Origin of the sequence: Blautia fusiformis, from assembly GCF_020686995.1 — a bacterium.
GTDB lineage: Bacteria > Bacillota > Clostridia > Lachnospirales > Lachnospiraceae > Blautia_A > Blautia_A fusiformis.
Window position 1 is genome coordinate 55040 of sequence record NZ_JAJEPT010000014.1, and the last position, 25701, is coordinate 80740.

Annotated in this window: 29 protein-coding genes, 1 tRNA gene and 1 pseudogene; 7 read left to right on the forward strand and 24 right to left on the reverse strand. The window is 45.3% G+C overall.

The features are described from left to right. Positions 1 to 33 precede the first annotated feature (33 nt). The 7 genes from LKD46_RS12405 to LKD46_RS12435 form a co-directional block, all read right to left on the reverse strand. Entirely contained in the window at positions 34 to 1059 is a 1026-nt protein-coding gene (locus LKD46_RS12405; protein WP_059086209.1) for a type II secretion system F family protein, read from the reverse strand. Positions 1060 to 1068: 9 nt separating this feature from the next. Next, entirely contained in the window at positions 1069 to 1851 is a 783-nt protein-coding gene (locus LKD46_RS12410; RefSeq protein WP_021652832.1) for a type II secretion system F family protein, read from the reverse strand. Continuing rightward, on the reverse strand, positions 1848 to 3038 hold the full coding sequence (locus LKD46_RS12415) for a TadA family conjugal transfer-associated ATPase (RefSeq protein WP_059086210.1): 1191 nt from the start codon (positions 3036 to 3038) through the stop codon (positions 1848 to 1850). The genes LKD46_RS12410 and LKD46_RS12415 overlap by 4 nt, the downstream gene beginning before the upstream one ends. Then, positions 3035 to 4048: a P-loop NTPase family protein gene (locus LKD46_RS12420; protein ID WP_021652830.1), complete on the reverse strand. Its 1014-nt coding sequence runs from the start codon at positions 4046 to 4048 to the stop codon at positions 3035 to 3037. The genes LKD46_RS12415 and LKD46_RS12420 overlap by 4 nt, the downstream gene beginning before the upstream one ends. Next, the gene (locus tag LKD46_RS12425) at positions 4045 to 4557 is read right to left on the reverse strand and encodes a prepilin peptidase (RefSeq protein ID WP_021652829.1); all 513 of its coding nucleotides are present in this window, start codon (positions 4555 to 4557) and stop codon (positions 4045 to 4047) included. Before LKD46_RS12425 ends, LKD46_RS12420 begins: the two co-directional genes overlap by 4 nt. A gap of 227 nt (positions 4558 to 4784) precedes the next feature. Further along, on the reverse strand, positions 4785 to 5939 hold the full coding sequence (gene nagA, locus LKD46_RS12430; RefSeq protein ID WP_015525592.1) for an N-acetylglucosamine-6-phosphate deacetylase: 1155 nt from the start codon (positions 5937 to 5939) through the stop codon (positions 4785 to 4787). A 79-nt stretch (positions 5940 to 6018) separates the two neighbouring features. Next, positions 6019 to 6090: transfer RNA gene (locus LKD46_RS12435), tRNA-Glu, on the reverse strand. Between the two features lie 271 nt (positions 6091 to 6361). On the opposite strand from LKD46_RS12435, the gene LKD46_RS12440 reads away from it, so the two are divergent. The 4 genes from LKD46_RS12440 to LKD46_RS12455 all read left to right on the forward strand — a co-directional run bounded on the left by LKD46_RS12440 (position 6362) and on the right by LKD46_RS12455 (position 9275). Further along, positions 6362 to 6988: an SGNH/GDSL hydrolase family protein gene (locus LKD46_RS12440; protein WP_021652827.1), complete on the forward strand. Its 627-nt coding sequence runs from the start codon at positions 6362 to 6364 to the stop codon at positions 6986 to 6988. A 4-nt stretch (positions 6989 to 6992) separates the two neighbouring features. After that, the gene (locus LKD46_RS12445; RefSeq protein WP_118514048.1) at positions 6993 to 7757 is read left to right on the forward strand and encodes a GNAT family N-acetyltransferase; all 765 of its coding nucleotides are present in this window, start codon (positions 6993 to 6995) and stop codon (positions 7755 to 7757) included. Between the two features lie 127 nt (positions 7758 to 7884). Further along, the gene (locus LKD46_RS12450; RefSeq protein WP_118368474.1) at positions 7885 to 8085 is read left to right on the forward strand and encodes a hypothetical protein; all 201 of its coding nucleotides are present in this window, start codon (positions 7885 to 7887) and stop codon (positions 8083 to 8085) included. Positions 8086 to 8111: 26 nt separating this feature from the next. Continuing rightward, on the forward strand, positions 8112 to 9275 hold the full coding sequence (locus LKD46_RS12455) for a hypothetical protein (RefSeq protein WP_227574184.1): 1164 nt from the start codon (positions 8112 to 8114) through the stop codon (positions 9273 to 9275). Here LKD46_RS12455 and LKD46_RS12460 read toward each other — a convergent pair. Both LKD46_RS12460 and LKD46_RS12465 read right to left on the reverse strand, forming a co-directional pair. Further along, positions 9245 to 10135 (reverse strand): amidohydrolase family protein, encoded by an 891-nt coding sequence (locus tag LKD46_RS12460; RefSeq protein WP_138276648.1) that lies wholly within the window; start codon positions 10133 to 10135, stop codon positions 9245 to 9247. The genes LKD46_RS12455 and LKD46_RS12460 overlap by 31 nt on opposite strands. A gap of 5 nt (positions 10136 to 10140) precedes the next feature. Further along, entirely contained in the window at positions 10141 to 11292 is a 1152-nt protein-coding gene (locus LKD46_RS12465) for an alanyl-tRNA editing protein (protein WP_227574185.1), read from the reverse strand. Positions 11293 to 11442: 150 nt separating this feature from the next. Here LKD46_RS12465 and LKD46_RS12470 point away from each other — a divergent pair, with 150 nt between their 5' ends. From LKD46_RS12470 to LKD46_RS12480, 3 genes are read left to right on the forward strand one after another with little or no spacing between them, the layout of a single operon-like run. Further along, the gene (locus LKD46_RS12470) at positions 11443 to 11976 is read left to right on the forward strand and encodes an RNA polymerase sigma factor (RefSeq protein WP_118607847.1); all 534 of its coding nucleotides are present in this window, start codon (positions 11443 to 11445) and stop codon (positions 11974 to 11976) included. Then, a complete protein-coding gene (locus tag LKD46_RS12475) occupies positions 11977 to 12471 on the forward strand; it encodes a hypothetical protein (RefSeq protein WP_227574186.1) in 495 nt (164 codons plus the stop codon). Positions 12472 to 12475: 4 nt separating this feature from the next. Continuing rightward, positions 12476 to 13162, forward strand: a complete 687-nt coding sequence (locus LKD46_RS12480; protein WP_227574187.1) for a hypothetical protein — start codon at positions 12476 to 12478, stop codon at positions 13160 to 13162. A gap of 60 nt (positions 13163 to 13222) precedes the next feature. Here the strand turns inward: LKD46_RS12480 and atpC are convergent, their stop codons facing one another. The 15 genes and pseudogenes from atpC to LKD46_RS12555 form a co-directional block, all read right to left on the reverse strand. Then, a complete protein-coding gene (gene atpC, locus LKD46_RS12485) occupies positions 13223 to 13630 on the reverse strand; it encodes an ATP synthase F1 subunit epsilon (protein ID WP_118368480.1) in 408 nt (135 codons plus the stop codon). 9 nt (positions 13631 to 13639) lie between these two features. Continuing rightward, a complete protein-coding gene (gene atpD / locus LKD46_RS12490) occupies positions 13640 to 15037 on the reverse strand; it encodes a F0F1 ATP synthase subunit beta (protein WP_118062354.1) in 1398 nt (465 codons plus the stop codon). Between the two features lie 5 nt (positions 15038 to 15042). After that, positions 15043 to 15933 (reverse strand): ATP synthase F1 subunit gamma, encoded by an 891-nt coding sequence (gene atpG / locus LKD46_RS12495; RefSeq protein ID WP_118368481.1) that lies wholly within the window; start codon positions 15931 to 15933, stop codon positions 15043 to 15045. 8 nt (positions 15934 to 15941) lie between these two features. After that, positions 15942 to 17450, reverse strand: a complete 1509-nt coding sequence (atpA, locus tag LKD46_RS12500; protein WP_021652816.1) for a F0F1 ATP synthase subunit alpha — start codon at positions 17448 to 17450, stop codon at positions 15942 to 15944. A 7-nt stretch (positions 17451 to 17457) separates the two neighbouring features. Next, positions 17458 to 17961, reverse strand: coding sequence for an ATP synthase F1 subunit delta (gene atpH / locus LKD46_RS12505; RefSeq protein WP_118368482.1), 504 nt, complete (start codon positions 17959 to 17961; stop codon positions 17458 to 17460). Further along, positions 17942 to 18442, reverse strand: coding sequence for a F0F1 ATP synthase subunit B (gene atpF, locus LKD46_RS12510; RefSeq protein WP_022427145.1), 501 nt, complete (start codon positions 18440 to 18442; stop codon positions 17942 to 17944). Before atpF ends, atpH begins: the two co-directional genes overlap by 20 nt. A gap of 50 nt (positions 18443 to 18492) precedes the next feature. Beyond that, entirely contained in the window at positions 18493 to 18711 is a 219-nt protein-coding gene (atpE, locus tag LKD46_RS12515; protein ID WP_021652814.1) for an ATP synthase F0 subunit C, read from the reverse strand. Between the two features lie 63 nt (positions 18712 to 18774). Further along, positions 18775 to 19440 carry a F0F1 ATP synthase subunit A gene (locus LKD46_RS12520; RefSeq protein WP_227574203.1) on the reverse strand — a complete coding sequence of 222 codons (666 nt, stop codon included), beginning with the start codon at positions 19438 to 19440 and terminating at the stop codon, positions 18775 to 18777. Positions 19441 to 19637: 197 nt separating this feature from the next. Then, positions 19638 to 20612 (reverse strand): biotin--[acetyl-CoA-carboxylase] ligase, encoded by a 975-nt coding sequence (locus LKD46_RS12525; protein WP_227574188.1) that lies wholly within the window; start codon positions 20610 to 20612, stop codon positions 19638 to 19640. A gap of 276 nt (positions 20613 to 20888) precedes the next feature. Next, a complete protein-coding gene (locus tag LKD46_RS12530) occupies positions 20889 to 21875 on the reverse strand; it encodes a helix-turn-helix transcriptional regulator (protein WP_227574189.1) in 987 nt (328 codons plus the stop codon). Positions 21876 to 21894: 19 nt separating this feature from the next. Beyond that, entirely contained in the window at positions 21895 to 22149 is a 255-nt protein-coding gene (locus tag LKD46_RS12535; protein WP_118607850.1) for a hypothetical protein, read from the reverse strand. A 391-nt stretch (positions 22150 to 22540) separates the two neighbouring features. After that, positions 22541 to 23233, reverse strand: coding sequence for an LrgB family protein (locus tag LKD46_RS12540; RefSeq protein WP_173754011.1), 693 nt, complete (start codon positions 23231 to 23233; stop codon positions 22541 to 22543). Beyond that, positions 23230 to 23592: a CidA/LrgA family protein gene (locus tag LKD46_RS12545; RefSeq protein WP_118514074.1), complete on the reverse strand. Its 363-nt coding sequence runs from the start codon at positions 23590 to 23592 to the stop codon at positions 23230 to 23232. Before LKD46_RS12545 ends, LKD46_RS12540 begins: the two co-directional genes overlap by 4 nt. Positions 23593 to 23823: 231 nt before the next feature. Then, the gene (locus tag LKD46_RS12550) at positions 23824 to 24291 is read right to left on the reverse strand and encodes a metallophosphoesterase family protein (RefSeq protein WP_227574190.1); all 468 of its coding nucleotides are present in this window, start codon (positions 24289 to 24291) and stop codon (positions 23824 to 23826) included. A gap of 189 nt (positions 24292 to 24480) precedes the next feature. Then, positions 24481 to 25668: pseudogene (locus tag LKD46_RS12555) on the reverse strand (endonuclease Q family protein); the annotation flags it as partial. Positions 25669 to 25701 lie beyond the last annotated feature (33 nt).

Genomic DNA, 25701 nt, shown 5'->3' on the forward strand with positions numbered 1-25701 from the left:
TCACCTCACATTTCCTTTCTCTGTTCTCCAGTCCTACCCTCCGTAAAAGGAAAGGCATGCCGGAAGCATGATCACCGCCATCACCACCAGGAGCATCAAGACCATCGGAAGAAGCAGTTTTGTTGCTGCTGTATCTCCCAGCACTCTTGCTTTTCTTTTTCGCTCCTCCCAGGCTTCCACGGATTCCTTTTCCAGCAGATCGGCCAGATACCTGCTTCCTTTCTGGAGGTTCTGGATCAGTAGTGTTGACAGAGTTTTATACTTTACCTGTCCGCACCGTTCTCCAAATCTCCGGTAAGCCTCTGCTTCGGAAATCCCACTGTCCATCTCATAACAGGCTACTCGGATTTCTTCGTAAGCCTCACGTTTTTTACCATCTTCTCTCTTTCCGTAATCCAGTGCTATTTTCTGGAACGCTTTTCTGGCAGTTAAGCCTGCCTGCACCAAAAGGGTAAATTTCATGATCAGTCCTGGATAATCCATCAGCATCTGTTCTCTTCTTTTTATCTGAGCATTCTGTGCTTCCCGTTTTTTTGCAATGACAGCTGCTGCCGCTGCTGCCAGACCAAGAGCTGAAAGCAGGTTTCCTGTTTTGTCTTTTGGCTGCTCCCATTCAAGATGTTTTCCATTCCATTCATCTGGAAGATAATAGTACTGTGGATCGTTTTTTTTCTGATTATATTGTACGATCATGTCCTGCAACTCTTTCTCGCGCTGCTGTTCTTCGCTAAGTTCTGTTTCCGGTTCTTCTTCGGATCCTTCTGTTTCTTTTTCCGGCACCTGCACATACAGGGAACCGGCTTCTTCTCCGTCTACAGATACTTTGAATTTCTCTTCATAAGCACCTGTCTCCTCTTTTTCCATACGGTATCCGGATGAATAAACCTTATCTCCGCCACTTTGAAATGTCAGGAGCATACCGATGATATTTCCGGTAAGCGCTATCCGTATAAACAGTTTCTTTTCTTCCGGATTTCCGGCTTCCGGAGGCAGCCGCCCCATTTTTCCTGCCAGAAACACCCCAAGGATCACCATAAATATCAAAATATGTATCCACATTATCCTCACCTACACTTCTATGTCTACAATCTTCACACCCAGCCAGTAAGACAAGCCATAGATCACCATGCAAACTGTCATGGCACAGATTCCGAAAGGATTCCCATAAAGTACATCCAAAAATCCCGGCGAAGTCAGTTTCAGATAGCAGATGATACCGGCCGGCATGATACTCATAACCATCTGTTCCGATTTCTTTGCGGCCAGCGTTGCCTCGATCTCTTTTTTTACCTCGATCTTATCACTAAGCATTCTGGCTACTTTCTGGATCACCTGCGTCATATCCCCGCCTGTTCTTTTTGCTGTATAAAATACTGCTGCGAAATTTTCAATATCTTCCACTCCGCTGCGTTTTCCCAGATCCAGGAACAGCTCTTCCACCGGAACACTCAGACGCAGCTGGCTTTCGATATACCGAAATTCATCCAGGATATCACTTCCCTTTTCATAAAGTCTCCCCAGATCCTTTACACTGGCACGCACCGCATTCTCCGCGGAATAGCCGGCCTGTACCGCCACATTCATGGCCGTCAGAGCATCCCGGAACTGGTAATTCAGCTCCCTCTGCTGCCGTGCAGTGCATTTTTTCCTCTGCATTTTCAGAAAAAGCACTGGTATTGGAAGCATAAACAGCAACACAGGAAGGCTCTGATAAAACAGATAGTCGGCTGCAGCGCATACGGCAGCTCCCTCCAGAAGATACTTTGCAGTCTCCTTCCCCGTAAAATGATACATCCTGTAATCTTTCCTCGTAGATCTCCATTTCTGATTCTTTCCTTTCCGCTCTTTCATAGTCTGATTCCTGCCCGTTTCATTTTTTCACAATGCAAAAGTTCTCCGGTTTTTACAAGTCCCTTTCCTTCTTCCCAGCGATACAGCGGCCTGGTCTGGATCTCTCCGTTTTCAAATCCACATACTTCTGTGATTTCCAGCAGCTTTCTGCTTTTATCCCGCATACGCCCGAGATGTACCAGAATGTCTACCCCGGAAGCGATCTGCCTTCGGATCGCTTCCAGGGGAAGATCGATCCCCATCAATGTCATCGTTTCAATTCTGGAAAGCATATCCTGACTGCTGTTTGCATGAAGTGTTGAAAGGCTTCCATCATGTCCCGTATTCAGGCTCTGCAGCATATCCACTGCCTCTCCTCCACGAACTTCCCCTACAATTATCCTATCCGGCCTCATTCGAAGGGCTGACCGGATCAGATCTCGGATCGTTACTGACACCGCGCCCGCCATATTGGCCATTTTTGCCTCCAGACATACCAGGTTATCAATTCCCCGGATCTTAAGCTCCGCATTATCTTCAATGGTGATCAGGCGCTCATCTTTTGGAATATATTCTGTAACAGCTCCAAGGAATGTTGTTTTTCCACTGCCTGTACCTCCACCGATCACAATAGAATATCTTGCCTGAACAAGTTTTTTTAAAAACTGTGCACATTCTTCGGTGATGCTTCCAAAAGCGATCAGTTTTTCCATTGTGATAGGATCATCCGGAAAACGACGGATCGTCAGGATCGGACCATTCAGAGCAACCGGATAAACCACTGCATTCACACGTGCTCCGTTTTCCAGCCTTGCATCTACAATGGGCATGGACTCGTTGACAACCCGGTTACAGCGCCCTACGATCTGCTGGATCACATCCTCCAGCTTCTCTTCTGACGTGAAGACCTTATTCCATCTGGTCAGTTTTCCTCCACGTTCCACAAAAATATGATCCGGACCATTTACCATGATCTCCGTAACACTTTCATCATCGATCAGTTCCTGCAGAACATCCAGCTTGCGCACAGAACAGAACAGCTCCTGTCTGAGCTCTACTTTCTCCTTCAGTGAAAGAAACAGTTCCCTTGCCTGAGTTAATATCAGTTCATCGATCACCCCCAGGATCTCATCATCGGACAGCTCTCTGGAAACATCCAGCTGTTCCATGAGCAGATCATACATTTTCCGGAATTTTTCTCTGTTCATGACCGCTCCTTTCTCAAAAGTTCACGGATATAATCTCCCAGTTCACTCCAGACCAGCTGTTCTACGTAAGCGTCAGAAGAGATCCTATCCATATGAAAGGGCAGATGCACCTTTTCTGTTTTTTCCAGGATCTTTTCTTTATTCCAGATACGCAGAAGATTTTCGAATTGTGTCACCTTACAGACAGAAAGTGTGTCATTCAAAACCGGCATATAGATTTTTCTGCACATTTCCAGAAGCCGGAAATCCTCATCTCCATTTTCTCCCATATCCAGGATCAGCACTTCATAGGAACTGTGAAGTACGATCTCCTGCAACAGCCGCTCCCAGTCTTCCCAGTCCACGGTCCGGATATCTGAAGGTGTTCTTACAGGCGGTATAAAATCCAGATTGTTTACTGTCTGGATCATTCCGTTCATTCTATGGATCAGGTTTTCATTTCCCTGGCGAACATAATAAAACAGATCACTCAGATTAGCCGGAAATTTTTTCCCAAGAAGTTCTTCAAAACCAGAATAGGATTCCAGATTCAGATAAAGAACGGCACGTTCTTTCGCCAGTATCTGTCCCAGCGCAAGTGCAAAGGATGTCTTCAGACACCTGCCAAGAGGAGAAAAAACACCGATGATCTCCATTGTCTTTTTCAACACAGGAAAAGTTACCGGATCAAGAGACTTCTCTTCTCCATAGCAGGCCATCACCTCCCTTATCACATCTGAGGAAGATTGATATTTATACACACTTGAATACTGATCCAGTTCCGGAGGATGCACACCCTCTGAAAGAATGATGATCTTTCCGATACCAAGGTCACGGACTTCTTTTCGCATTGCTTTATCGGAAATCAGCAGCAACTCAATATGATTTTCTTTTCCGTAGGCAATGAGACTTTCCGCCGTGGTAAATGCCTGGATCTCAAACGGAAGATTCTTTTTCTGGTTCAGATAATCCATAAAATTGAAAGCATAATCCACCTCCAGATCACAGACCGCAAATATGTTTTTCTTCAATACACACCTCCTGCATAAAGCACCGCACTCAAAAATATGGGTACCGTAAAATGAAAGTTCTCCGGAAAGCTCATCCCCTTTCTGTAATAAGGACGTATCTCACCGGTACAGTAAAACTCATTCATATACTGATATAAATAAAGGAATCGTCGGCGGATACCGCCTGTAGAAATAAGAATTGCCAGAGAAATGCCTGCACCTGCAAGCAAAGAATAAACAATACATTCCATAACTGTCCGCGGCCCCATGATCCCGCCAAGTGCGCACAGAAGCTTGATATCTCCGGCGCCGATCATATGGAATATAAAAAGGATTCCCAAAAGAAGCACCGGCACGGCCACTCCTGCCAGAAAGATCACTCCACCTTTCGGCCCGTTTTCTGTGATCTGGATCAGGAAACCGATCATAAAAGAAAAAAGGATCCATCCATTGTCTACAGATGCATCTTTAAGATCCATCCAGACCGCCATCGCAGATATCACCACGGATAATTCTCCATAAAGAAACATACACGCCCCCTTTCCTTCTTAAAATATATGTTTATTCAGTTATGATAAAAATGGGATTTCCCGCCTGACCTGGCGGTGATCGATACCAGAAGATCTCTGGTGAAATTAATTATAGAATTTCAGGAGCATTTTGTCCAGCATTTTCGTTCGACAAATTCTGACACGAATTTTGCTGTCATCTGCTCCTGAAATTCTTTTTATTTTTTATCGTTTTATCTTCTATGATCCTATCGAATCTTTACTCCGTCCTTGATCACTGCTTTCAGTTCCAGATCCTGATCCAGCAGTACCACATGAGCTTTTTTACCTGCTTCCAGAGATCCGTACTGTTCTTCCACACCAAGGCTTCTGGCCGGATTTATGGTCGCGCAGGCCACGGCTGTTTCCAGCGGAAGCTCCATCTTTTTAACAACTGTACGCATACAGTCCATCAGATTTGTGGCAGATCCTGCGATCGCACCGTCAGATACCAGCGTGGCAAGTCTTCCCACAACCTTAACATCCAGTCCGCCCAGTGTATACTGACCGTCCGGCATACCGGTAGCTCTCATACTGTCGCTGATCAGGATCATCCTGTCAGCTCCCATCATCTGAAAGGTAGCTCGAACAACAGACGGATGGATATGGATCCCGTCACAGATGATCTCTGCCATAACATCCTTACTATCAAAAACAGCACCTACGACACCTGGTGCACGATGCGTAAACGTAGGCATTGCGTTATACAGATGGACTGCATGGTTTGCCCCTGCTCTGCATGCTTCCATTGCTGTATCGTAATCTGCATTGGTATGTGCCAGAGAAACATTGACCCTTTCATGAACTTCTCGGATAAATTCTGCTGCATGCTCACTTTCTTCAGGTGCAATCCCTATAAATTTTACCAGACCTTCCGAGGCCTTTAAAAAACGGTCACAGATTTCCACATTACATGGCAGGATATTCCTCGCGTCCTGTGCCCCTTTTTTCGCCGGGCTGATAAAAGGCCCTTCCATATTGATCCCCAGAAAATCCGCCTTACGGCAGTCCTTTGTTTCTTTTTTATATTCTGCTGCTGTATGGAGGATCTGCTCCAGTTCCTCTACCGGTAAAGTCATAGTAGCCGGCGCGATCGCTGTAACTCCTACCGATGCCTCATATTCCGCGATCCTTCCGATCGCAGCCTTGTCTCCGTCGCAGAAATCATCTCCCTTGCATCCATGAAAATGCAGATCGATCAGTCCCGGAATGGCGTAGCAGCCTTTTCCGTCCAGAACATCCCCGTTAAGCTGCGGCGCATCCTTTTCTTCATAAACCTGTCGGATCTTATCCCCATCCAGGATAATCCCGCCTTTTACAAATGCTTTGTCCGGTGTAAAAACATACACATTATCAATGATCATAGTAAAACCTCCCAAAATCCCCATTTGTGATCATAAACAAAAAAGCAACCAGAAACATGTTCTGATTGCTTTCAGTTAATAGCCAGTACGGGAATCGAACCCGTGTTTCCGCCGTGAGAGGGCGGCGTCTTAGCCCCTTGACCAACTGGCCATATTCTTTTGTTTCTGCCGTTTGATTTCGTTTTTTGTTGTTTCCCTCAACCGACTTCGTTAGTATATAACACTTTCTTTCAAAATGCAAGTACTTTTTTTAATTTTTTTAAAAAATTTTCATGTTTTTCACGTTTATTCGTTTTTTACCCATTTTCCGGTATTTCGTACGCTTGACCACTGCTGGTGTAAGTGCTACTATCAAAGCACCAATACGAAAATAATCGACTGCGGATAATTATCCGCCCGGTATAACAGAAAGAAGGAATTGGATGACTCGCATTTTGTGTCTCGGAGACAGTATCACAGATTGCGGACGGCTTTTCTCCGCAGATCCTCTTGGAAAAGGATATGTGAAGCAGCTCTCCTGTCTGCTTCATAACACAGATCACCGATTTTCCATTGAAAACAGAGGTATTGATGGTTTCACCCTGGAACGGCTTCTTCAGAACACAGATTTCTGGCTGGAAAGCTCTGATCCGGATATTGTTACCGTCCTGATCGGGATCAATGATGTGGGGATCATGATGAACACCCGCCGTTCATCTGCACAACAGCAGGATCTGATGAACAAATTTGTCACCCGTTATGAGCTCCTTGCAAAAAAGCTATCCTGCACAAACTCCCGGAAACGAAAGCTCTATTTCCTGGAACCCTTTGTTTTTCCATGGCCACGCTGCTACGCTTCCTGGGCTCCCCTTCTTTCACAGATGTCCGTGCATATTAAAAAGATCAGTCAGGATCATGGAGCCGTTTTTCTCCCGCTGCAGAACGATCTGGATCAGGAAGCTGCACGGTCCGGGCCTGCATCAATAACTTCTGACGGTATCCATCTCACACCACAGGGGCATCAGATCCTGGCAGATAAACTTTATAAATTGATCATATCAGAAAGGTAATACTATGGAAACAACGATCAAAAAAATCGAAGATATGTCACTGAACGCATGGCCTTCCCATAAAATGGAACTTTATGACGGATGGATCTTACGTTTTTCTTATTTCTATACGCACAGGACCAACAGTGTGGAACAGTTCGGAACCTCCACACTTCCATGGCGCGAAAAAATCCCCTACTGCGAACAGGTCTATAAGCGTCTGGGAACTCCTGCGATCTTTAAGATCAGCCCCCTTGTATCCCCGGATTTTGACTATATGCTGGAAAACAGGGGCTATTCCGTTCAGCACATAACAAATGTTATGACTGTAGACCTGGATAGTGCCGTTCTGGATGCGCCTGTCACTGATGTGCTTTTTTCCGATGAAATTCCGGATTTCTGGATTCACAGCCTTTTTGACCTGAAAAGAACTACAAATCCGATTCATCGAAGCGTCGTTCCTTCCATGTACCGTGCCATTCTTAAGGAAACTGTCTGCGCTTCCATAACAAAAAACGGCGAGATCATTGCCACGGGTCTTGGAATCCTGGATCGCGACTACATCGGCATCTATGCCATTCATGTGCGTGAAGATTATCGCCGCAGAGGATATGCCCGTCAGATCTGTACCGGTCTTCTCAATGAGGGCAAAAAAAGAGGCGCCAGCCACGCCTATCTTCAAGTGGTAAAAAACAATGCTTCCGCAGAAAAGCTTTACAGCTCTCTTGGATTTCAGTATTTCTATACCTACTGGTTCCGTGTTCAGCCTGTAGGAACACGTTTTCAGTAAATGCATGGATTTTCCGTAAATCCCTGTAGAAATCAAAAAATCTTTTTGCTATAATACCCTTAATATGTATAAAATCTTTCCTGCCTTCATATACTGATCCTTATCAATCGATAAGGAGACTGATCCGATGAACGATCCGCAGGAAAAAAACACCCAAAATCCCTATCATATTTATTACGATAATTATCTGGATACCAATGCCTGTACTGAATGCACGGGTCTGATCAACCATGGAATCGACAGCCGTGAGCAATGGGATTCTTTCCGCCAGATTTTTAACTTTATACCGGCGTTGAAAAACCATGATCTTACAGATAAACAGGACTGACCGTTATCCCGGGTCGGAGGACACAAATGAAAAAAATGTCTGCTGCATGTATGATTCTCGGCCTTTCCCTTTTTGCGGGAGGCTGCAGCAATGATCAGATCGATGATCATATTATTTCTCTTCAGGATAAAATTTCAGACGTTACTGCTTCAGATTCCACAGAACAGGAAGATCAGGAGCCTTCCACGGAAGAACGTGTTTATATGGATGAGCTTACCGGCACACTGCTGGATTTTGACGGTACACACCTGACGATTTCCAGCAATGGAGAAACCTATGTATTTGATGTTTCCCAGACAAGACTTGAATGCAAATACGGCGTTGTATCCAGTGATCAGGTCAGTGTGATCTACCAGGGACAGCTTTCCGGAACTGATATCAGCACCATTTCCCCCATCAAAATAACCGACAAATATCATAATGAAACTCCTCTGGAGGACCGCACTTTAAAGGGCAAAGTGAAATCACTCACCTCCAATGCCCTTGTGATAGTCACAGAAAAGGGAAATACTGTAACCTTCCCTGTCACCGGTGTCAGACAATACTACAAAAAAGGCTTCAAGGCCGGCAAGTGGGTCTATGTCCATTTTCGCGGTAAATTCATCAACGAAACCCTCGTGGGTGACAAGCAGTATGACGGCAGTTTCACAAAAGTGATCAGTGTCTCCGATACGGATCCACTGAAAGTACCTGCAGCAACTCCTACTCCTTCCCCCGAACCGAAGAAAAAAGAGCAGCATCTCCGTGCAAAGATCGTAAATGTCAGCACCGGCACAATGACTGTCATTCCGCAGACCACAGGCTCGGAACTGACTGTTTCACTTTCCTCCGTTCCTGTATATTTCAAAGGAGGAATGGCTCCTGGATCTTATGTAAACATTATCTATACCGGTAAATTTAATGGTGAATCCACCAGCGGCATGAAGATCCGGGGAATCACCGGGGAGGATCCAGACATACTTTCAGTACGCAACATTACTTCTACTGTAACCGGCACGATCCTGGGCACAACCGCCAATACCGTGCTGCTCCAGACATACGACGGCGTAAAGATCCTCTGCAGCCGTGAAAACGTTCCGGACCTTTCCTCAAGCGGAATGGAAGAAGGTGCCGATCTCCGGGTTACTTTCAACCCTGCGAAATCACGCACCTCCAATATTTATACCTGTATTAAATTCGAAGACCCGTGACGGAAGATGGTACGGATCCTTTTTTCTCCATCTTCCATCCAGCTTCGTACTGCCTGCGTATCACCCAGTATATCAAAAAAAGCTCTGCTTTCATCCTGTACACCCTGGCCGTGAAGAACCTGATATGCACCGGCATCGCTTCCTACTGCCACATGAACCTTATTTTCAAAAGCTTTCTTCAGATTCTGCTCGCCTGTCTTTATAATAGATGCAAGGATCGTATCTTCAAATCTTCCGCAGCCTTTAAGATTCCGCACAGTTACAAGTGTCGGAACCCACACGCTTTCACTGTCTGCCAGTATGGAAATCGTCTCATCATCCATATAGTTTCCATGCTCAATACTGTCAACACCAGCCTCCACTGCTGCCTGTACGCCATAGCATCCATTTGTATGGCTCATCACGGCAAAGCCCTCTTCATGAGCAATATGTACCATTTCTTTCACATCCGTTGCTGAAAGCGGCGTTCCCGTAATTTTCCCGTGATCTGCAAAATCCAGAAGCCCTGTAGTCATGATCTTGATAAAATCCGCACCTTCAGCGGCAGCTTCCAGAACTCTTCTGTGATATTCCTTCATGTCTGAGAAGCTTTTTCCAACGATCTTCCCATAATGGCCTTCTTTATAAATAGCAAAAACCGGTGTGCGATAGTCAATTTCATATTCCGGAGCCAGTCTGGCAGCCCGTTTTGACACACCGTAATGATCTCCTCCGTCTCTCACAAAACGGATTCCTCTTTTCCGGTATTCCTCAAGATGAGCACGGATCAGAGCATCCCGGGGTCCGTTTTTCTGTGTCTCAACGGCTTTCCGGTAATCATAGCCATTGAGAAATATATGTGCATGACATTCTCCAAACATTTTCATCACTGCTCAAAAAAGTTTCGGATCTCTTTCTCAGATGCCTGCACCGACCCCTGTACAAAAAACGGCTTCCCGCCTCCGCGTCCATTTAATTTCTCATTCATTTCCTTTGTAAATCGGCGAAGATCTCCGTCTTTTTCACCCATTGCATACTTATAGCTTCCATCTGCATTTCTGGAAAAAACCGCACAGCAGCCCTGGCAGGTCTGCGTCACCGCATCTGCAAGCTTCCGCACACTGTCTGCATCCATTCCATCCATAAAGATGAGAACGCTTCCGCTTCCTGCATAACGCTCTGCCTCTTTCCGGCACATGTCGTCTACCAGCTGACCAACCTGTCCTTTCAAGCGGAAATTCTCTTCCTGAAGGCGTTCCACTGCCTGCGCAGTCTTATCCATTTTTGCAGAAAGCTTTACAGAAATCTGATGGTTCTGCTCGTTGATCATATTCAGATAATCCAGAACACGTTTTCCGCAGATCATCTCAATACGGACACCTTCACGGAATTTTTCCACGGAAAGGAGCTTCACCATTCCGATCTCTCCGGTATGTGTCACATGAGTTCCGCAGCAGGCACAGATATCCACCCCTGGAAATTCTACGATCCGCACCTGACCGGTAAGCTCTTTTTTGCTTCGGTAGTCGATTTTTTCCAGTTCCTCCGCTGTAGGATATATGATCTTTATCTGCGTATCTTCCCATATCTTTTGGTTTGTTTTCCGCTCGATCTCGGCAAGCTGTACCTCATCCAACGGGCCGTTCAGATCTATGGTAATGGTATCGCTCCCCATATGAAAGCCTACATTATCATATCCATAAGCCTCATGGATCAGTCCGCTCACCATGTGCTCACCGGAATGCTGCTGCATCAGATCAAACCTTCTTGCCCAGTCAATGCGTCCCTGTACTTCTGTTCCGGCTTCCATCGGCTGATCTGTATAATGGAGAAGTTCTCCCTCCTTTTCATGCACTTCCTTTACTTTCACATCGTTGAGATATCCGGTATCGCTTGGCTGTCCGCCGCCCTCCGGGTAAAAAGCACTCTCATCCAGAATGATATGAAAGCCTTTTTTGGCGTCTCTGCACTCCAGGACTTTGGCTGTAAATTCTTTTTTATATACATCTTCATAATATAAGCGTTTCGTCTCTGTCATTTGTCTCATCCTTTCTGCATTTCTGCTTTGACGACTTATAGTATAGACCAAATTTTCTCTCCCCGCTATATAAAAACGGCATTTATCCAATGATTTACATATTTTTCCATAAAAGCTGAAGTCTTTCCTTCAGGTTCCGCGTTATAATAAATGAAACGGGAAGAGAAGGGAGCTGATTGCATCACACGGGAAGAATATCTGGAATATCTGATACATACATACCAAAATTTAATATTTTCCATTTGTCTGAAATCGGTGGGCAATCCCTTTGACGCCGAGGATCTGACACAGGATGTTTTTCTTTCCGCCTACAAAAATCTCTCCCGTTTTGATGGCACCTACGAAAAAGCCTGGCTCAGCAAGATCGCAGTCAGAAAATGTCTGGATCATCTGAAAGCAGCCGGCAGACGTACCATTCCCACAGAGGATACCTATTTTGAACAGCTCCATGATAAAGAGTTTTCCCCGGAGGAGGCATTTCTGGACAAAGATTTCAAGGATAGGATCCGACATTTATGTTCAGCGCTGAAGAGTCCCTACAGGGAGGTTGCCATTGAGCATTTCTGCGAAGAAAAAACCGCCGCAGAAATTGCAAAGGCGCAGAATAAAAATATCAAAACAGTCCAGACGCAGATCTACCGGTCCAGATCTATGCTGAAGGCACTGCTGGAAAGGAGTGATTAGATGCACATACCACAGGATGAATTCCAGAAATTCCAGGACGGAACCATGAATACGGATGAAATGATCCGTTTTCTGGAGCATATGGATCAATGTGATTTCTGTCTGGATGAACTTCTTCAGAATGAGGATGCCGCTTCTGAGTATGCTCCATCCTATCTGAAGGATGAAATTCTGAAAAAGGCAGCTTCTCCGGAAGTTCAGGCTTCCAGAAAAATACATGAAACTGCTTATTGGATGAAGCTTCTCTGTGCAGGCTTACGGACTGCCGTAGGTATGGGTGTTGCGCTGATCATGCTTTTTTCTGTATCGCAGACAGATTTTACGGCTCTTCATCCTTCACCGGAAACAAAAGTTAAGATTTCTTCATCCCTTGACATTGGTTCCGGCCTGAATCAGCTTTCCAGAGAGGTAGGTTCCCAGCTCAGTGAACATTCTCAGAAGATCAGTAATAATCTGAATGATCTTACGAATAAAATTATAAACGGAGGCAAGTAAATTTATGAAAAAACAAAAACATGGTTTCTGGGTATTTATCTTTTCCCTGATCCCCGGTGCCGGGGAAATGTACATGGGATTTAAAAAACAGGGACTCAGCATTATGCTGCTGTTCTGGGGATCGATCGCACTGGCATCCATAACCGGCCTTGGATGGCTGGCCATGTTTCTCCCGGTAATATGGTTCTATAGTTTTTTTAATGTCCATAATCTGAAATCCCTGTCAGAAGAAGAATTCTACTCTGTAGAGGATAATTACATTCTTCACATGGATCAGTTTTCCGGTGATATGGGAAAATTCTTACAAAAGCATCAAAGTGCAGCTGCATGGGTCCTGATCCTGTTTGGTATCTGCATCCTGTGGAGTCGTTTCACAAGTCTTTTGTACCTCATTGTACCGACTAATATGGTCGACTATGTATACAATATCTGCAACAGCCTTCCGCAGATCGTCATTGCTGCAGGTATCATTGCTGCAGGTATTTATATTCTTACTCAGCAGAAAAAGAAACTGAAACAGGAAACCGAAACAAAAGAAGAGCATTACTGGGAACCCTATCGTCCATATCAGCAGCTGACAGAAAAGCCTGTTCATACTTCTGATAACTCCGACAAAGATACAGCATCTGAAGCTTCTTCCATTGCTGATCCGGAAAATACCGATTCTGATTCTGATTCATCCACAAAATAACAGAGAAAAAAAGATCCACTGTCAGCTTCCTGACAATGGATCTTTTTATATGATTTAAATTTACTGCTTATGTGTTACCTTAAGACGTGTCATTGCTCTCGCAAGAGCCAGCTGACTCCTGTGGTATTCCATAATACTCTGTTTCTGGCGAAGCTGCTCCTCTGCACGATCCTTCGCTTCCTGCGCACGACGGATATCGATTTCCTCGGGGCTTTCTACACTGAGACAGAACAGCTTGGCACGGTTATTGATCATCTCAACAAATCCGCTGCTCACAGCAAAAACATGTGTATTTCCATCTGCATCCTCAAAACGCATCTCACCTGGAATAATGGTTGCTACCACATTCGCATGATGAGCAAGAAATCCCTGCTCACCATCCACTGCCGGGATAATAAGCTTCTGAGCACGTCCTGCATAAGCCAGTTTATTGCTGGCATATATTTCCAGGCCAAATGTCTCACTCATAGCCGCTCCTTACTGCCGGTTCTCCTCGGCTTTTGCTTTTGCAATTACATCATCAATGGTTCCAACATTAAAGAATGCGTTCTCCGGATACTCATCCATTTCACCGTCAATGATTGCCTTGAAGCCACGGATCGTCTCTTTCAGCGGTACATATTTACCTTTGATACCGGTGAAGTTCTCAGCTACATGGAACGGCTGTGAAAGGAACTTCTGGATCTTTCTTGCACGAAATACTGTCTGCTTATCTTCCTCTGAGAGCTCCTCCATACCAAGAATAGCAATGATGTCCTGCAGCTCTTTATATTTCTGAAGAATCTCCTGTACTCTACGTGCAACCTCGTAATGTTCCTCACCAACAATATCTGCCTCCAGGATACGGGAAGTAGACTCAAGCGGATCTACAGCCGGATAAATACCCTGCTCAACGATCTTACGGGAAAGAACCGTTGTCGCATCCAGATGAGCAAATGTTGTTGCCGGAGCCGGGTCAGTCAGGTCATCGGCCGGTACATATACGGCCTGTACGGATGTAACGGATCCTTCCTTGGTAGATGCGATCCTCTCCTGAAGCTCACCCATCTCAGTTGCCAGTGTAGGCTGGTATCCTACTGCGGACGGCATACGTCCAAGCAGAGCGGAAACCTCAGATCCTGCCTGTACAAAACGGAAGATATTATCAATAAAAAGAAGTACGTCTCTGTGCTCCTGATCACGGAAATACTCTGCCATAGTAAGTCCGGTCTCCGCAACACGCATACGTGCTCCGGGCGGCTCGTTCATCTGTCCGAACACTAAGGCTGTCTTCTCAAGAACACCTGATTCCTTCATTTCTGTCCAAAGGTCATTACCCTCACGGGAACGCTCACCGACACCGGTGAAAATAGAATATCCACCATGCTCGGTAGCGATATTCTGGATCAGCTCCTGGATAAGGACTGTCTTACCAACACCGGCACCACCGAACAGACCGATCTTACCACCTTTTGCATATGGAGCAAGAAGATCGATAACCTTGATACCTGTTTCCAGGATCTCAACTGCCGGTTTCTGCTCTTCAAATGAAGGCGGATCACGATGGATGACCCAATGCTCCTCACCGTCCAGGGAATCACCGCCATCTACGGTATCTCCAAGAACGTTGAACAGACGACCAAGTGTTTTATCTCCAACCGGAACCTTGATACCGCTTCCGGTAGCTGTTACTTCTCTGTCTCGCTGCAGGCCCTCGCTGGCTCCCAGCATGATGCAGCGCACGATATTATTTCCAAGGTGCTGGGACACCTCCATAACGCATCTCTTACCGTTGTTCTCGACTTCAAGGGCATCCTTGATATCCGGAAGCTGTCCGTCTTCAAAAACAACGTCTACAACAGGTCCCATAACCTGTACGATCTTACCTTTATTCATAGTCATCACTTCCTTTTTTGTGCTTTAGCACCGCTGATAACCTCTGTGATCTCCTGCGTGATCGCAGCCTGACGTGCTCGATTATACTGAATGGAAAGATCCTTCAGCATCGCCCTCGCACTATCTGTAGAGGACTGCATTGCTGTCATTCTCGCACTGTTCTCACTGGCATATGCCTCTACAAGACATCCATAGATCACACCTGTAAGGTAGTTGGGGATCATAGTATCCAGAAGTACATCTGCAGACGGAGATAACACGATCTCCTCCTGATAAATATCTGCCGGAATCTGACCCACTTTAAAATCAGCCTTTTTCAGCGGTAAAAGCTGCATATTCACATTTTCCATTGCCATCGCATTCAGCATCTGTGTATAGACAATGTGAATTTCATCCAGCTCTCTTTCCAAAAACGCACGTACGATCTCATCTGTGATAAGGCGTGCTCTGTGCATAGTCGGCTTCTGCACGGTATAATGAAAACTGCCGTCCATATCCACATCTCTCTTGCCGAAATACTGACGCCCTACCATACCAAGGACATACAGCTTGTGATGTCCCGGTACCTCTTCCATGAAATCTTCTGTCATTTTCTGTACATTATGATTGTATGCACCAGCCATACCTTTATCACCTGTAATGACAATGGTACCTACCTTTCTTTCATCCTTCGGAACAAGATGACGCTCACTGAAGAAAGGATGCTGGATATCCGGCATATGACGGAGGATCCTGGCAATGGCGGCCTGCATATTATAGAAATATGGTTCCGTATCCTGCAGGATCTTCTTGGCCTTTTGCATCTTGGAAGAAGAAATCATGTACATCGCATTGGTGATCTTCATGGTGTCCTGAATGCTTTTCATACGAGTCTGTATTTCTTTTGCATTTGCCATATCAACACCTACCTGCTCTTATCTCTGAATTCTTCTGCCGCCTTTACGATTTTCTCTACAAGCTCATCAGAGAGCTGCTTTGTAGTCTCGATCTCTTTGCCGATCTCAGGATATACATTATCAAAGTACTCCAGAAGATCCTTCTGATATTTCTTGATCTCTTTCTTTTCTACATCTACCATCAGCTTGTGAGTCGCAACGCAGAGAGTAATTACCTGCTGATGAAGACTTAACGGGCTGCAGAGCGGCTGTTTCAGAAGCTCCATCAGACAGCTTCCGTATTTCAGCTGTGCAGTTGTAGCCTCATCCAGATCTGAACTGAACTGGGTGAACACTTCCATCTCTCTGTACTGTGCCAGGTCGATACGTACACTACCGGAAGCTTTCTTCATAGCCTTGGTCTGTGCAGCACCACCAACACGGGATACGGAAAGACCAACATTGACTGCCGGACGCATGCCTGAGAAGAACAGATCACTTTCCAGGAATATCTGACCATCTGTGATGGAAATTACGTTTGTAGGAATGTATGCAGATACATCACCGGCCTGTGTCTCGATGATCGGAAGTGCCGTAATGGATCCGCCGCCTGCCTCTTCACTCAGACGGCTGGAACGCTCCAGAAGTCTGGAATGAAGATAGAATACGTCACCAGGATATGCCTCACGTCCCGGAGAACGCTCAAGCAGAAGTGACAATGCACGATATGCCACTGCATGCTTGGAAAGATCATCATATACGATCAATACGTCTTTGCCCTGATACATGAAATACTCTGCAAGAGCAGTACCAGCGTAAGGAGCAATATACTGAAGCGGTGCACAGTCACTGGCTGTTGCGGAGAATACAGTTGTATACTCCATTGCACCGTATTTTTCAAGATTGGAAACTACCTTTGCAACGGTAGAAGCTTTCTGTCCGATGGCAACATAGATACAGATCACATCCTTACCTTTCTGGTTGATGATCGTATCTGTTGCGATGGATGTTTTACCTGTCTGTCTGTCGCCGATGATCAGCTCTCGCTGTCCACGGCCGATCGGAAACATGGAATCAATGGAAAGGATTCCTGTTTCCAGAGGTACAGTTACAGACTTACGATCGATGATTCCAGGAGCCGGGTTCTCGATCGGGCGGTATTCCTCTGCCTGGATCTCTCCCTTTCCATCAATAGGCTCACCAAGTGCGTTTACGATTCTTCCGATAAATTTATCACCTACCGGAATACCTGCCTGTTTGCCAGTTCTGGCAACCTTGGTGCCTTCCTTGATTCCTGTATCCTTTCCGAAAAGAATACATCCCATGCTGTTGGCACGGACATCCTGTACCATACCTTTCAGACCATTCTCGAAGGTCACAACCTCACCGTACATGGCATGATCGATACCATAAACAGTTGCGATGCCATCTCCCACGGAGATGACAGTGCCTACTTCCTGGTCCTTGCTGATTTCGTCATAGTTCTTTATTTCTTCCTTGAGAATCGAAATGATTTCATCTGGATTTATTGCACCCAATTCAATTTCACCTCCGGGTTAATTTCTGTTTCAGTTTCTTATAACGTCCGATGAGGCTCCAGTCGTACTCACGATCTCCTGCCCGGAGAACAAATCCACCTACAAGGCTTTTATCCTCTGTAAGGGTAAGTTCCACTTCTCTGGCAGAAAACTGGCTACGGAGAAACTCCTTCATCTTATTTTCCTGCTCTTCGGCAGGACGTGTTACATAAAGAAGCTCTGCCTTGAGAATTCCTTTCTGTTCCCGGCTGTAAGCATCATAAGCTTCAAGGATCTCTCCGATTCTGTCAATCTTCTGATACTTACACGTTACTTTAAGAAAACTCTTCATTTCCTGCGGAAAAATCCGCTCTATTACCTGTTCTTTTTCTTTGAGGGAAACAAGTGGATTTTCAAGCATTTTACCTATCTCAGGTGTATTCTTAAAAATCTTTCCTGTTTCGCAGATTGCCTCCCCCGGGACAGAAAGACCGTATAATGCTTTTGCATAATTAATGGACGTCTCTGTCATGAGGATCACCTGCTCCTTCTAAAAACTGGTCATATAGGGACATATCCTGTGCTTCGTCGTTCTTTTTTCCCATGATTCTGGATGCTGCATCCATTGCCAGCTCAGCCACTTTGCCTTCCATCGCTTTCATAGCAGCTTCCTGCTCAGTGCTGATGTCTCTTCTTGCTTTCTCAAGAATCTGGCCAGCCTGATCATTAGCTCTCTTCACGATGCTGTCTGCCTGTACTTTTGCCTCGTCCTTAGCCTGCTCTACAATACTGAAGGATTCCTCCTTCGCAGATTTCAGTGCATCCTCATACTGTCCTTTCAGCTGGTTTGCTTCAGTGGTTGTCTTCTCTGCTGAAGCAAACTGCTCATCGATCATGGCTTTTCTTTTCTCCATAACACCAATGATCGGGCCGAAAAGGAACTTCTTCATTAAAAGATAAAGAACGATCAGGTTTATAATAGTAAAGACAAGGTTGATATCAATTTTAATCACCTGGTCCACCTGCCTCTCTTAATCCTGAATTAGTATCTCGTCTTTACCTATTAGCCAAGCATGATGATGATCAGAAGACCGATTACGAAACCGTAAATAGCTGTTGCCTCTGCAAGAGCACATCCAAGAAGAAGTGCTTTACTGATCTTGCTCTCTGCCTCTGGCTGTCTTGCGATAGCTTCTACTGCTTTAGATGTTGCAAGACCGATACCAATACCTGCTCCAATACCTGTAAGAACTGCGATAGCTGCACCAATTGCGATTAACATAGTTTTTTCCTCCTGTAAAATACAATTTTTTTCATTTTTAGATCAAGCGGAGCTTCCGCTTCACTACTCAATTGCTTCCTTGATGAACAAGGATGTTAAAAATACAAATACATACGCCTGTATGAATCCATCGAAGAAATCAAAATACAGGCTGAATGGTATGGGAAGAATGGCCGGACAAACAAACTCCAGCAGCTTCATAACTACGAAGCTTCCCAGAACATTACCGAACAACCGCATGCAGAGAGATGTAGGCCTGATCGCTATTTCCAGAATGTTGATCGGAAGCATGATCGGAACCGGCTCCGCAAAGCTTTTCAGGAAACCCTTCAATCCCCTCTTATGAAAGCCTGCATACTCGATCAGAATAATGCTCATCAGCGCCAGCGCAATGGTAACATTCATGTCCTTCGTCGGTGGTGTAAAACCAAATACGCCTGCGATATTGGCTATTCCGATGTAGATTACGGTTGACATCAAATAAGGCACATACTGTTTGCCTTCTTCTCCAAGGATACCCATGAAGAAATCCTGAAGAAAACTTACCCCGGTTTCCAGAAGCAGCTGCTTCTTACCCGGATTTTCCACACTGAGATTCCGAACTAAGATCAGAGACAGAATCACAAGAACCGCCATGATGATCCATGTGACTACCACACATTCTGCAATTGGTATTCCACCAAACACCGGAATGGTAAAGGCTGTCTTACTGTTTAGCTCTTCTGCCAGTGTACTTGATAAATCTCCCGTTTTTCTCCCTCCTTTTCTCTTGGCGCTGATCGCATCTTTTTATAATTGGTATGACCACGCCTTGTAGTTGACTTTATTTTACTCCGCATTTCCAGAATGTCAATATTATTTTTGCCTGTTTTGTACAAAAAAGAATCTGTTTTTTATACAAAATACACAATTTATTTCAATTGACCTTAATCCGACTTTCTGCGTACAGATACCTCTCCATAAGAAAGCAGGGTTTCTGAACCATCCTGTTCTCTTACAAGAAGCCTTCCATCTGGTGCTATGGATTCTGCATAAGCTTCCCTTGTACACTGTCCGTCTGTGATCACGATCATGTTTCCAGGAATGATATTATTTTCTGTATATTCTCTGGAAAGTCCCGGAGTCTCCACTTCCATAAGAAGCTGATTGACGATCTCCGCCACAAGAATACTGCAGTTTATATGCTCTGCGTCCTTCCTGTTTTCAAACAATGCTCCAGCCGTTTCCTGTATATCTTCAGGAAACCCATCTTCCGGCATATACAGATTCAAACCAATTCCTACAACTGCAAACTCAATGTTCCCGCTTTCAAAGTCTGTAACAGCCTCTGTCAGTATCCCACACACTTTCTTATTATGAAGATACAGATCATTGACCCATTTGATTCCAAGGTCGATCCCGCAGATTTTCTTCACTGCACGGCACACTGCAGTTGCCGCCGCTGTAGTGATCAGGAGTCCTTCCTTCAGAGTCCGGTCCGGTCTTAGAACGATACTCATATAAAGTCCTGCATTTTCAGGAGAATAAAAACTTCGGCCTCTTCGGCCTCTTCCGCTTTTCTGTCTGCGCGCCAGTATCAGTGCACCATGACCTGCTTCTCCTGAAAATGCAGCCTCCTTGGCTGCCCGGTTTGTAGAATCCAGTTCTCTGTATATTTTTACAGGGACATCCGGATGATCGAGGTAAAGCCGTATTCCTTCTTCCGATAAACGGCTGCCTCCTCGAAGCACATAGCCTTTGTTTGGTCCAGCTTCTATGGTATATCCCTCTTCACGAAGGGATTTCACAGCTTTCCAGATGGCTGCCCTTGTGCAGTTTAGTTCTGCTGCTGCCGCCTCTCCGGATATCAGTTCATTCTCGTTCTGCTCCAGAAGCTTCAGCATTCTTGCTTTTACAGTCATATCTTCACCGTCCGTAATCTGCCTGAAATGGCAAAATTTATTCCCTCCTAAGAGTCGAAAGCATTATAGCACTTAAACATCGCAATGTCTATTATCTTTTTCACATATGCTATCTATATTATTTTTATATTTCAGTTACAGTTATTATATAATTTTTCTCATTTTTGTCTGTTTTCATTTATTTTTTTATATATTATTTCTGTTGAAAATCTGCAGACTCAGGAGTGAATTTTCCTGAATCTTTATTATATACAGATTTTCTTTATCATATATTTATCATTTGTAATTAGAAAGACTTTTCTCAAGAAATTCCCGGTACTTATCGCGAACCTCATCCGGTGACGCGATCACCGCATCCGGGCCAAGACTGGCTATCCAGCCAAAGAACTGGTCACTGATATTTACACGAACCAGTGTTTTGAAATGTTCAGGATCCTTCCTGTGTATCATAATATCTCTGCCAAACCGATCCAGCACCACCCCGACTAAGCGGTTATGTGCTTCCAGACATATGGTTTTCTCTTTTCCGCCAAACATCCCGAAGGTCCTGGATGTCAGCTCCCCTATATCATAATTCTCAAAAAATTCTCTGCCGCATCGCACTTCCTTCTCTATACGGATCTGCTGGAGCTTATCTACCAGATACTGCTTAACCCTTCCACACTTCTCGTCGTAAGTGATCAGATAATACTCCTCATTCTGCCATACAAGTCCCCAGGGACTGACCGAATATCGTTCCCCCTCATTCTCCGGATACAGCTTCTTCTCCACAGTCCATTCACAATACTGAAAAGAAATCTGCCTGTCCTCAGTTAATGCACGCTGGATCATATCAATACTGTAATACACATTCTCGTTTATAGTCCGGATACTGTTCTCTGCAAATCCCTGTCGCCGCAGCTGTCTGGACTCATAAACACTGGCAAGGCTCTCCAGCTTCCTGATCAGCTGTCGGGATTTCCCATTGGTGATACATCTGGAGGACTGTACTGCATCCACCAGAAGTCTCAGCTCCGGAAGCTCAAATTCCCGGCTGGCAAGATAAAAACCGGCCGGGTGCTCCCGCCGGTTCAGGATATCCATTCCAAAATTCCGCAGGGTTTCAATATCATCATAGACAGTCTTACGCTCTGCACTGATTCCCAGACTATTCAGATAGGAGATCAGCTCCTTCACAGACATCGGATGCTCTTCGTCCGTCTGTTCCAGAAAAATGCGCATCAGATATAAAATTTTAATCTTCTGGTTAAAGACCCTTGGCATCCTCTCTCCCTCCGTTCTATTACTTGTCTGTCAGTGATGCCACCACTGCAAAATATAATACCATGAATGACAATACAACGGCAACGATATCTGCTCCACGGAAATCAAAATTAAACAGCATTGCCCCGCCAAGCATGATCTCCATTGTAAGAAGTGCGCCCAGTACCATTGCCATTCCTGAGGAAAGCTTCTGTCTGCCGCAATGTCCGTTCTCAGCATCCACATATCTTCCTTCTGCCAATACTGCCTTCCTGCTGCTCTCTGTATTCCACATAAGATCCATCCTCCCTGTCCTATGTTCGTCTCACGATTTATCGAACATATTTTCCAAACATATTTTCTGTATGTTTGCATTATAGCTCATTTTTAGTCCAATAAAACGGTATAAATATGGTTTTTTCGAACATTTGTTTATTTTATACAAAAATATGTTCGTCTTTAAGATCCACAAAAAAGAATGTTGCATCCGGCACTTCTGTTGCATCCGAAGTAAAATCATCTCCGGTTTCCTTTTCTGTGATTATTGTTCACTCCGTTCTCAGTAACTACTTTTCGTGAACTGCCCAGGATATTCTGCCCAAAGAAAAAAGCCTGCCATATATGACAGACCTTTCACACATTTTTATTCTTCTATGGATTTAACTTTTACACCGATAAGTGAATATTCACATCATTCCAGCAAACACCGATGCGCCGACAACCGTAAGCAATCCGGCAACTGCAATGGCAAGGCTGCTCATGGCTCCTTCTACCGGTCCAAGCTCCATGGCTTTGGCAGTTCCGATGGCATGGGCAGATGTTCCAAGTCCAAGGCCCTTTGCGATCGGCTCCTCGATCTTTGCGATCTTGTAGACAACCTCTGCGATCATATTTCCCAGAACTCCTGTGATGATGATCACGGCAACGGTGATGGTCACGATACCGCCAAGCTCCTCGGAAACGCCCATTCCGATGGCAGTTGTGATAGACTTCGGAAGCATAGTGACATATTCCTGATGATCAAAGCCAAACAATTTCGCCATAAGCAGAACACTGCAAAGCCCGGCCAGCGTTCCGGAAAAGATTCCGGCAGCCACTGCCTTGAGATTTTTTTTCAGCAGATGGATCTGCTCATAAAGGGGCACTGCCAGACAGACCGTTGCCGGGGTCAGCAGATAGCTGATATATTTTCCACCTTCATTGTAATCATCATAATCAATATGGAAGAGCAAAAGAACACCGATAACACAGATGATGGAGATCAAAAGCGGATTAAAGATCGCCATTTTAAACTTTTTTTTCAGGATCAGACCGATCTCATAGGCGATCAGACTTATCATTGCTCCGAAAAATGCGGAGTTTTTTATGAATTCCATCATTTTTCAGTTCCTCTCTTTCCCATACGAATCACTCCCTGTGTTACTTTTCCTGTTACGACCATTACGATCACCGTGCTGATAAACGTCATGATGAGAACCGGTACACAGATCGGTTTCAGAGTGCTCCAGGCTGTGATCAGTCCCACACCTGCCGGTACAAACATCACCGGCATGATCTCAACCAGAAAATCTGCCGCACCTTTGACCTGATCCAGCTTCAGAATACCTGTGAGCAAAGCCACCAGCATAATGATCAGTCCATAGACACTGGCCGGTACCGGAAGTGGAAGAAAGGTTTTCAGTAATTCTCCAATGACGGAAATCAACAGGATGATGCTAAACTGCTGCACATGCTTCATGTTGCATCCCTCCTGATTCATGTAAAGCGCATATTCACACTCTGCGCTCAAACGAATTTTGCAAAAGTGGTAAGACCACTTTTGTTTTAAACGTTTTCTAATTATACGCTACAAATCCAAAATTACAAGGATTGTATCCAATAAAATACAAAAAATCCTTTTATGCATCAGCGTATTCCAGTAATCCCCAGAAACATATCCGCGCAAAAGGATCTTTAAACAAAATTTTTATCATTTTCCGGAATTCTCCGCCAAAATAATTTTTTCCACCTGATATTTTCCATCCTCTACAGTCATCACCGCCATGGTAACCTCCCCGCCAAAGCGGCTTCTTCCACAGCTTCCCGGATTCAGCCACAGTCTGTCATCGATTATCTTCTCAAAATATTTGTGAGTATGCCCGAAGATGACCACCTGGGTGTCCCCCAGCTCCCACGCAACGTCTTTTTTGTTATGGACCATAAAAAATTTCACGCCGCCAATGGTAAAGCTTAGACTGGTGCGGAGATTTTCCGCCCAGTCTTTATCATTATTTCCACGGACCACATAGAGATTCCCCATGGAACGCAGTACATCCAGGATCTCGTCTTTATTGACATCTCCGGCATGGAGGATATACTTACAGTCTTTTAAGGTTTCCAGTACCTCAGGCCGCAAAAGGCCGTGAGTGTCTGATATGATGCCTATTTTTTCTTTCATGATCTCTACCCTGCTCCAATCCTTTATCATTATCGCCTTTTACCTTTTGCAGCTCACGCTATGACCGGCAATACTCTTCACAATACATAAATATTTAACAGCTGCTTCTTTTCACACCATTTCAGAAATTTTCTTAATTGGATCAAGCCGATATTCGCAACCCCGCAGAGGACTTACCTGATTCGCTTAAAACAATTCTATTTTTCCATATTCTCCGTCAGATCCCGGTTTCCGCACCACTTCTCCTGCACGGAGCCGCCGGATGCCTTCCGCCAGAACTTCTCCGCCGGCTTTTCGGATATCTTCCGGCGGAACCTCTCTCAATATGGTAAATTCCGCACCCAGTCTTTCAAGCAGCGCCTCGTACTGTCCCTGAACTTTTTTGCTTGCCGTGGAAAATCCCATGCAGGCGGAGATCACCTCAGGCAGCGGCATCAGGCTTTCATAAGGACGGCCGCTTTCCGGCATGGCCGCTGAACTCTCATCACGGTCAGATAACTGCAGGATCCGGTGATCCACACCCATGGTCAGCTTCTTTCCGCAGACCGGGCAGATACCGTTATACATTTCTGCTTCTTTCGGGCTCAAGCACACGCCGCATTTCCGGTGCCCGTCAAAATGATACTTTCCTTCTTCCGGAAAAAATTCAATCGTCCCTTCAAGACCTTTTCCGTTCTGCACTGCATCCCACAATCCCTGATAGGAAAGCTCTATATCCAGAAGATCCGCTTCCCTTCCCAGCTTCGACGGTGAATGTGCATCCGAATGGGACACCAGCTGATAGCCATCCAGCGCCGAGATCTGCCAGTTCATCGCCGGATCTGAAGAAAGTCCTGTCTCCAGTGCATGGATGTAAGGTGTCAGTTCTTCAAAACATTCTTCTATGGTGTCAAATCCGGACTTTGCCCCAAACAGGGAAAAATGTGGGGTCCAGATATGCGCGGGGATATAGATACCCTCCTCACTGACCTCCAGCATCATTTCCAGAAGATCATGACAGGGCAGCCCCAAAATAGGACGTCCGTCTGAATGGATATTTCCAATCTTTTCCAGCCTTGCGGCAAAAGCATCTGCCTCATCGAATCCCGGAAGCAGGATCAGGCTGTGCACCTTCCTGGTTTTTCCGCCTTTTTTATAGATGGAACTGATCTCACCGGACAATACAAACCTGAGTGCTTTTCCAGGATAGCGTGCCGCCTCCGGCAAAACATATTCATCTTTCAGCCGGAACAGTCCCTGTTCCGCAGGGATCAGCTTCGTCTTCAACTCCTGCCGCCAGATGGGATGTGTCATATCTCCGGTTCCAAGGAGTGTGATCCCTTTTTTCCGCGCCCAGAGATCCAGCATCTCCGGCGTGCCATCTTTGCTGGTTGCCATGGAATATCTGGAATGTATGTGCAAGTCTGCGAT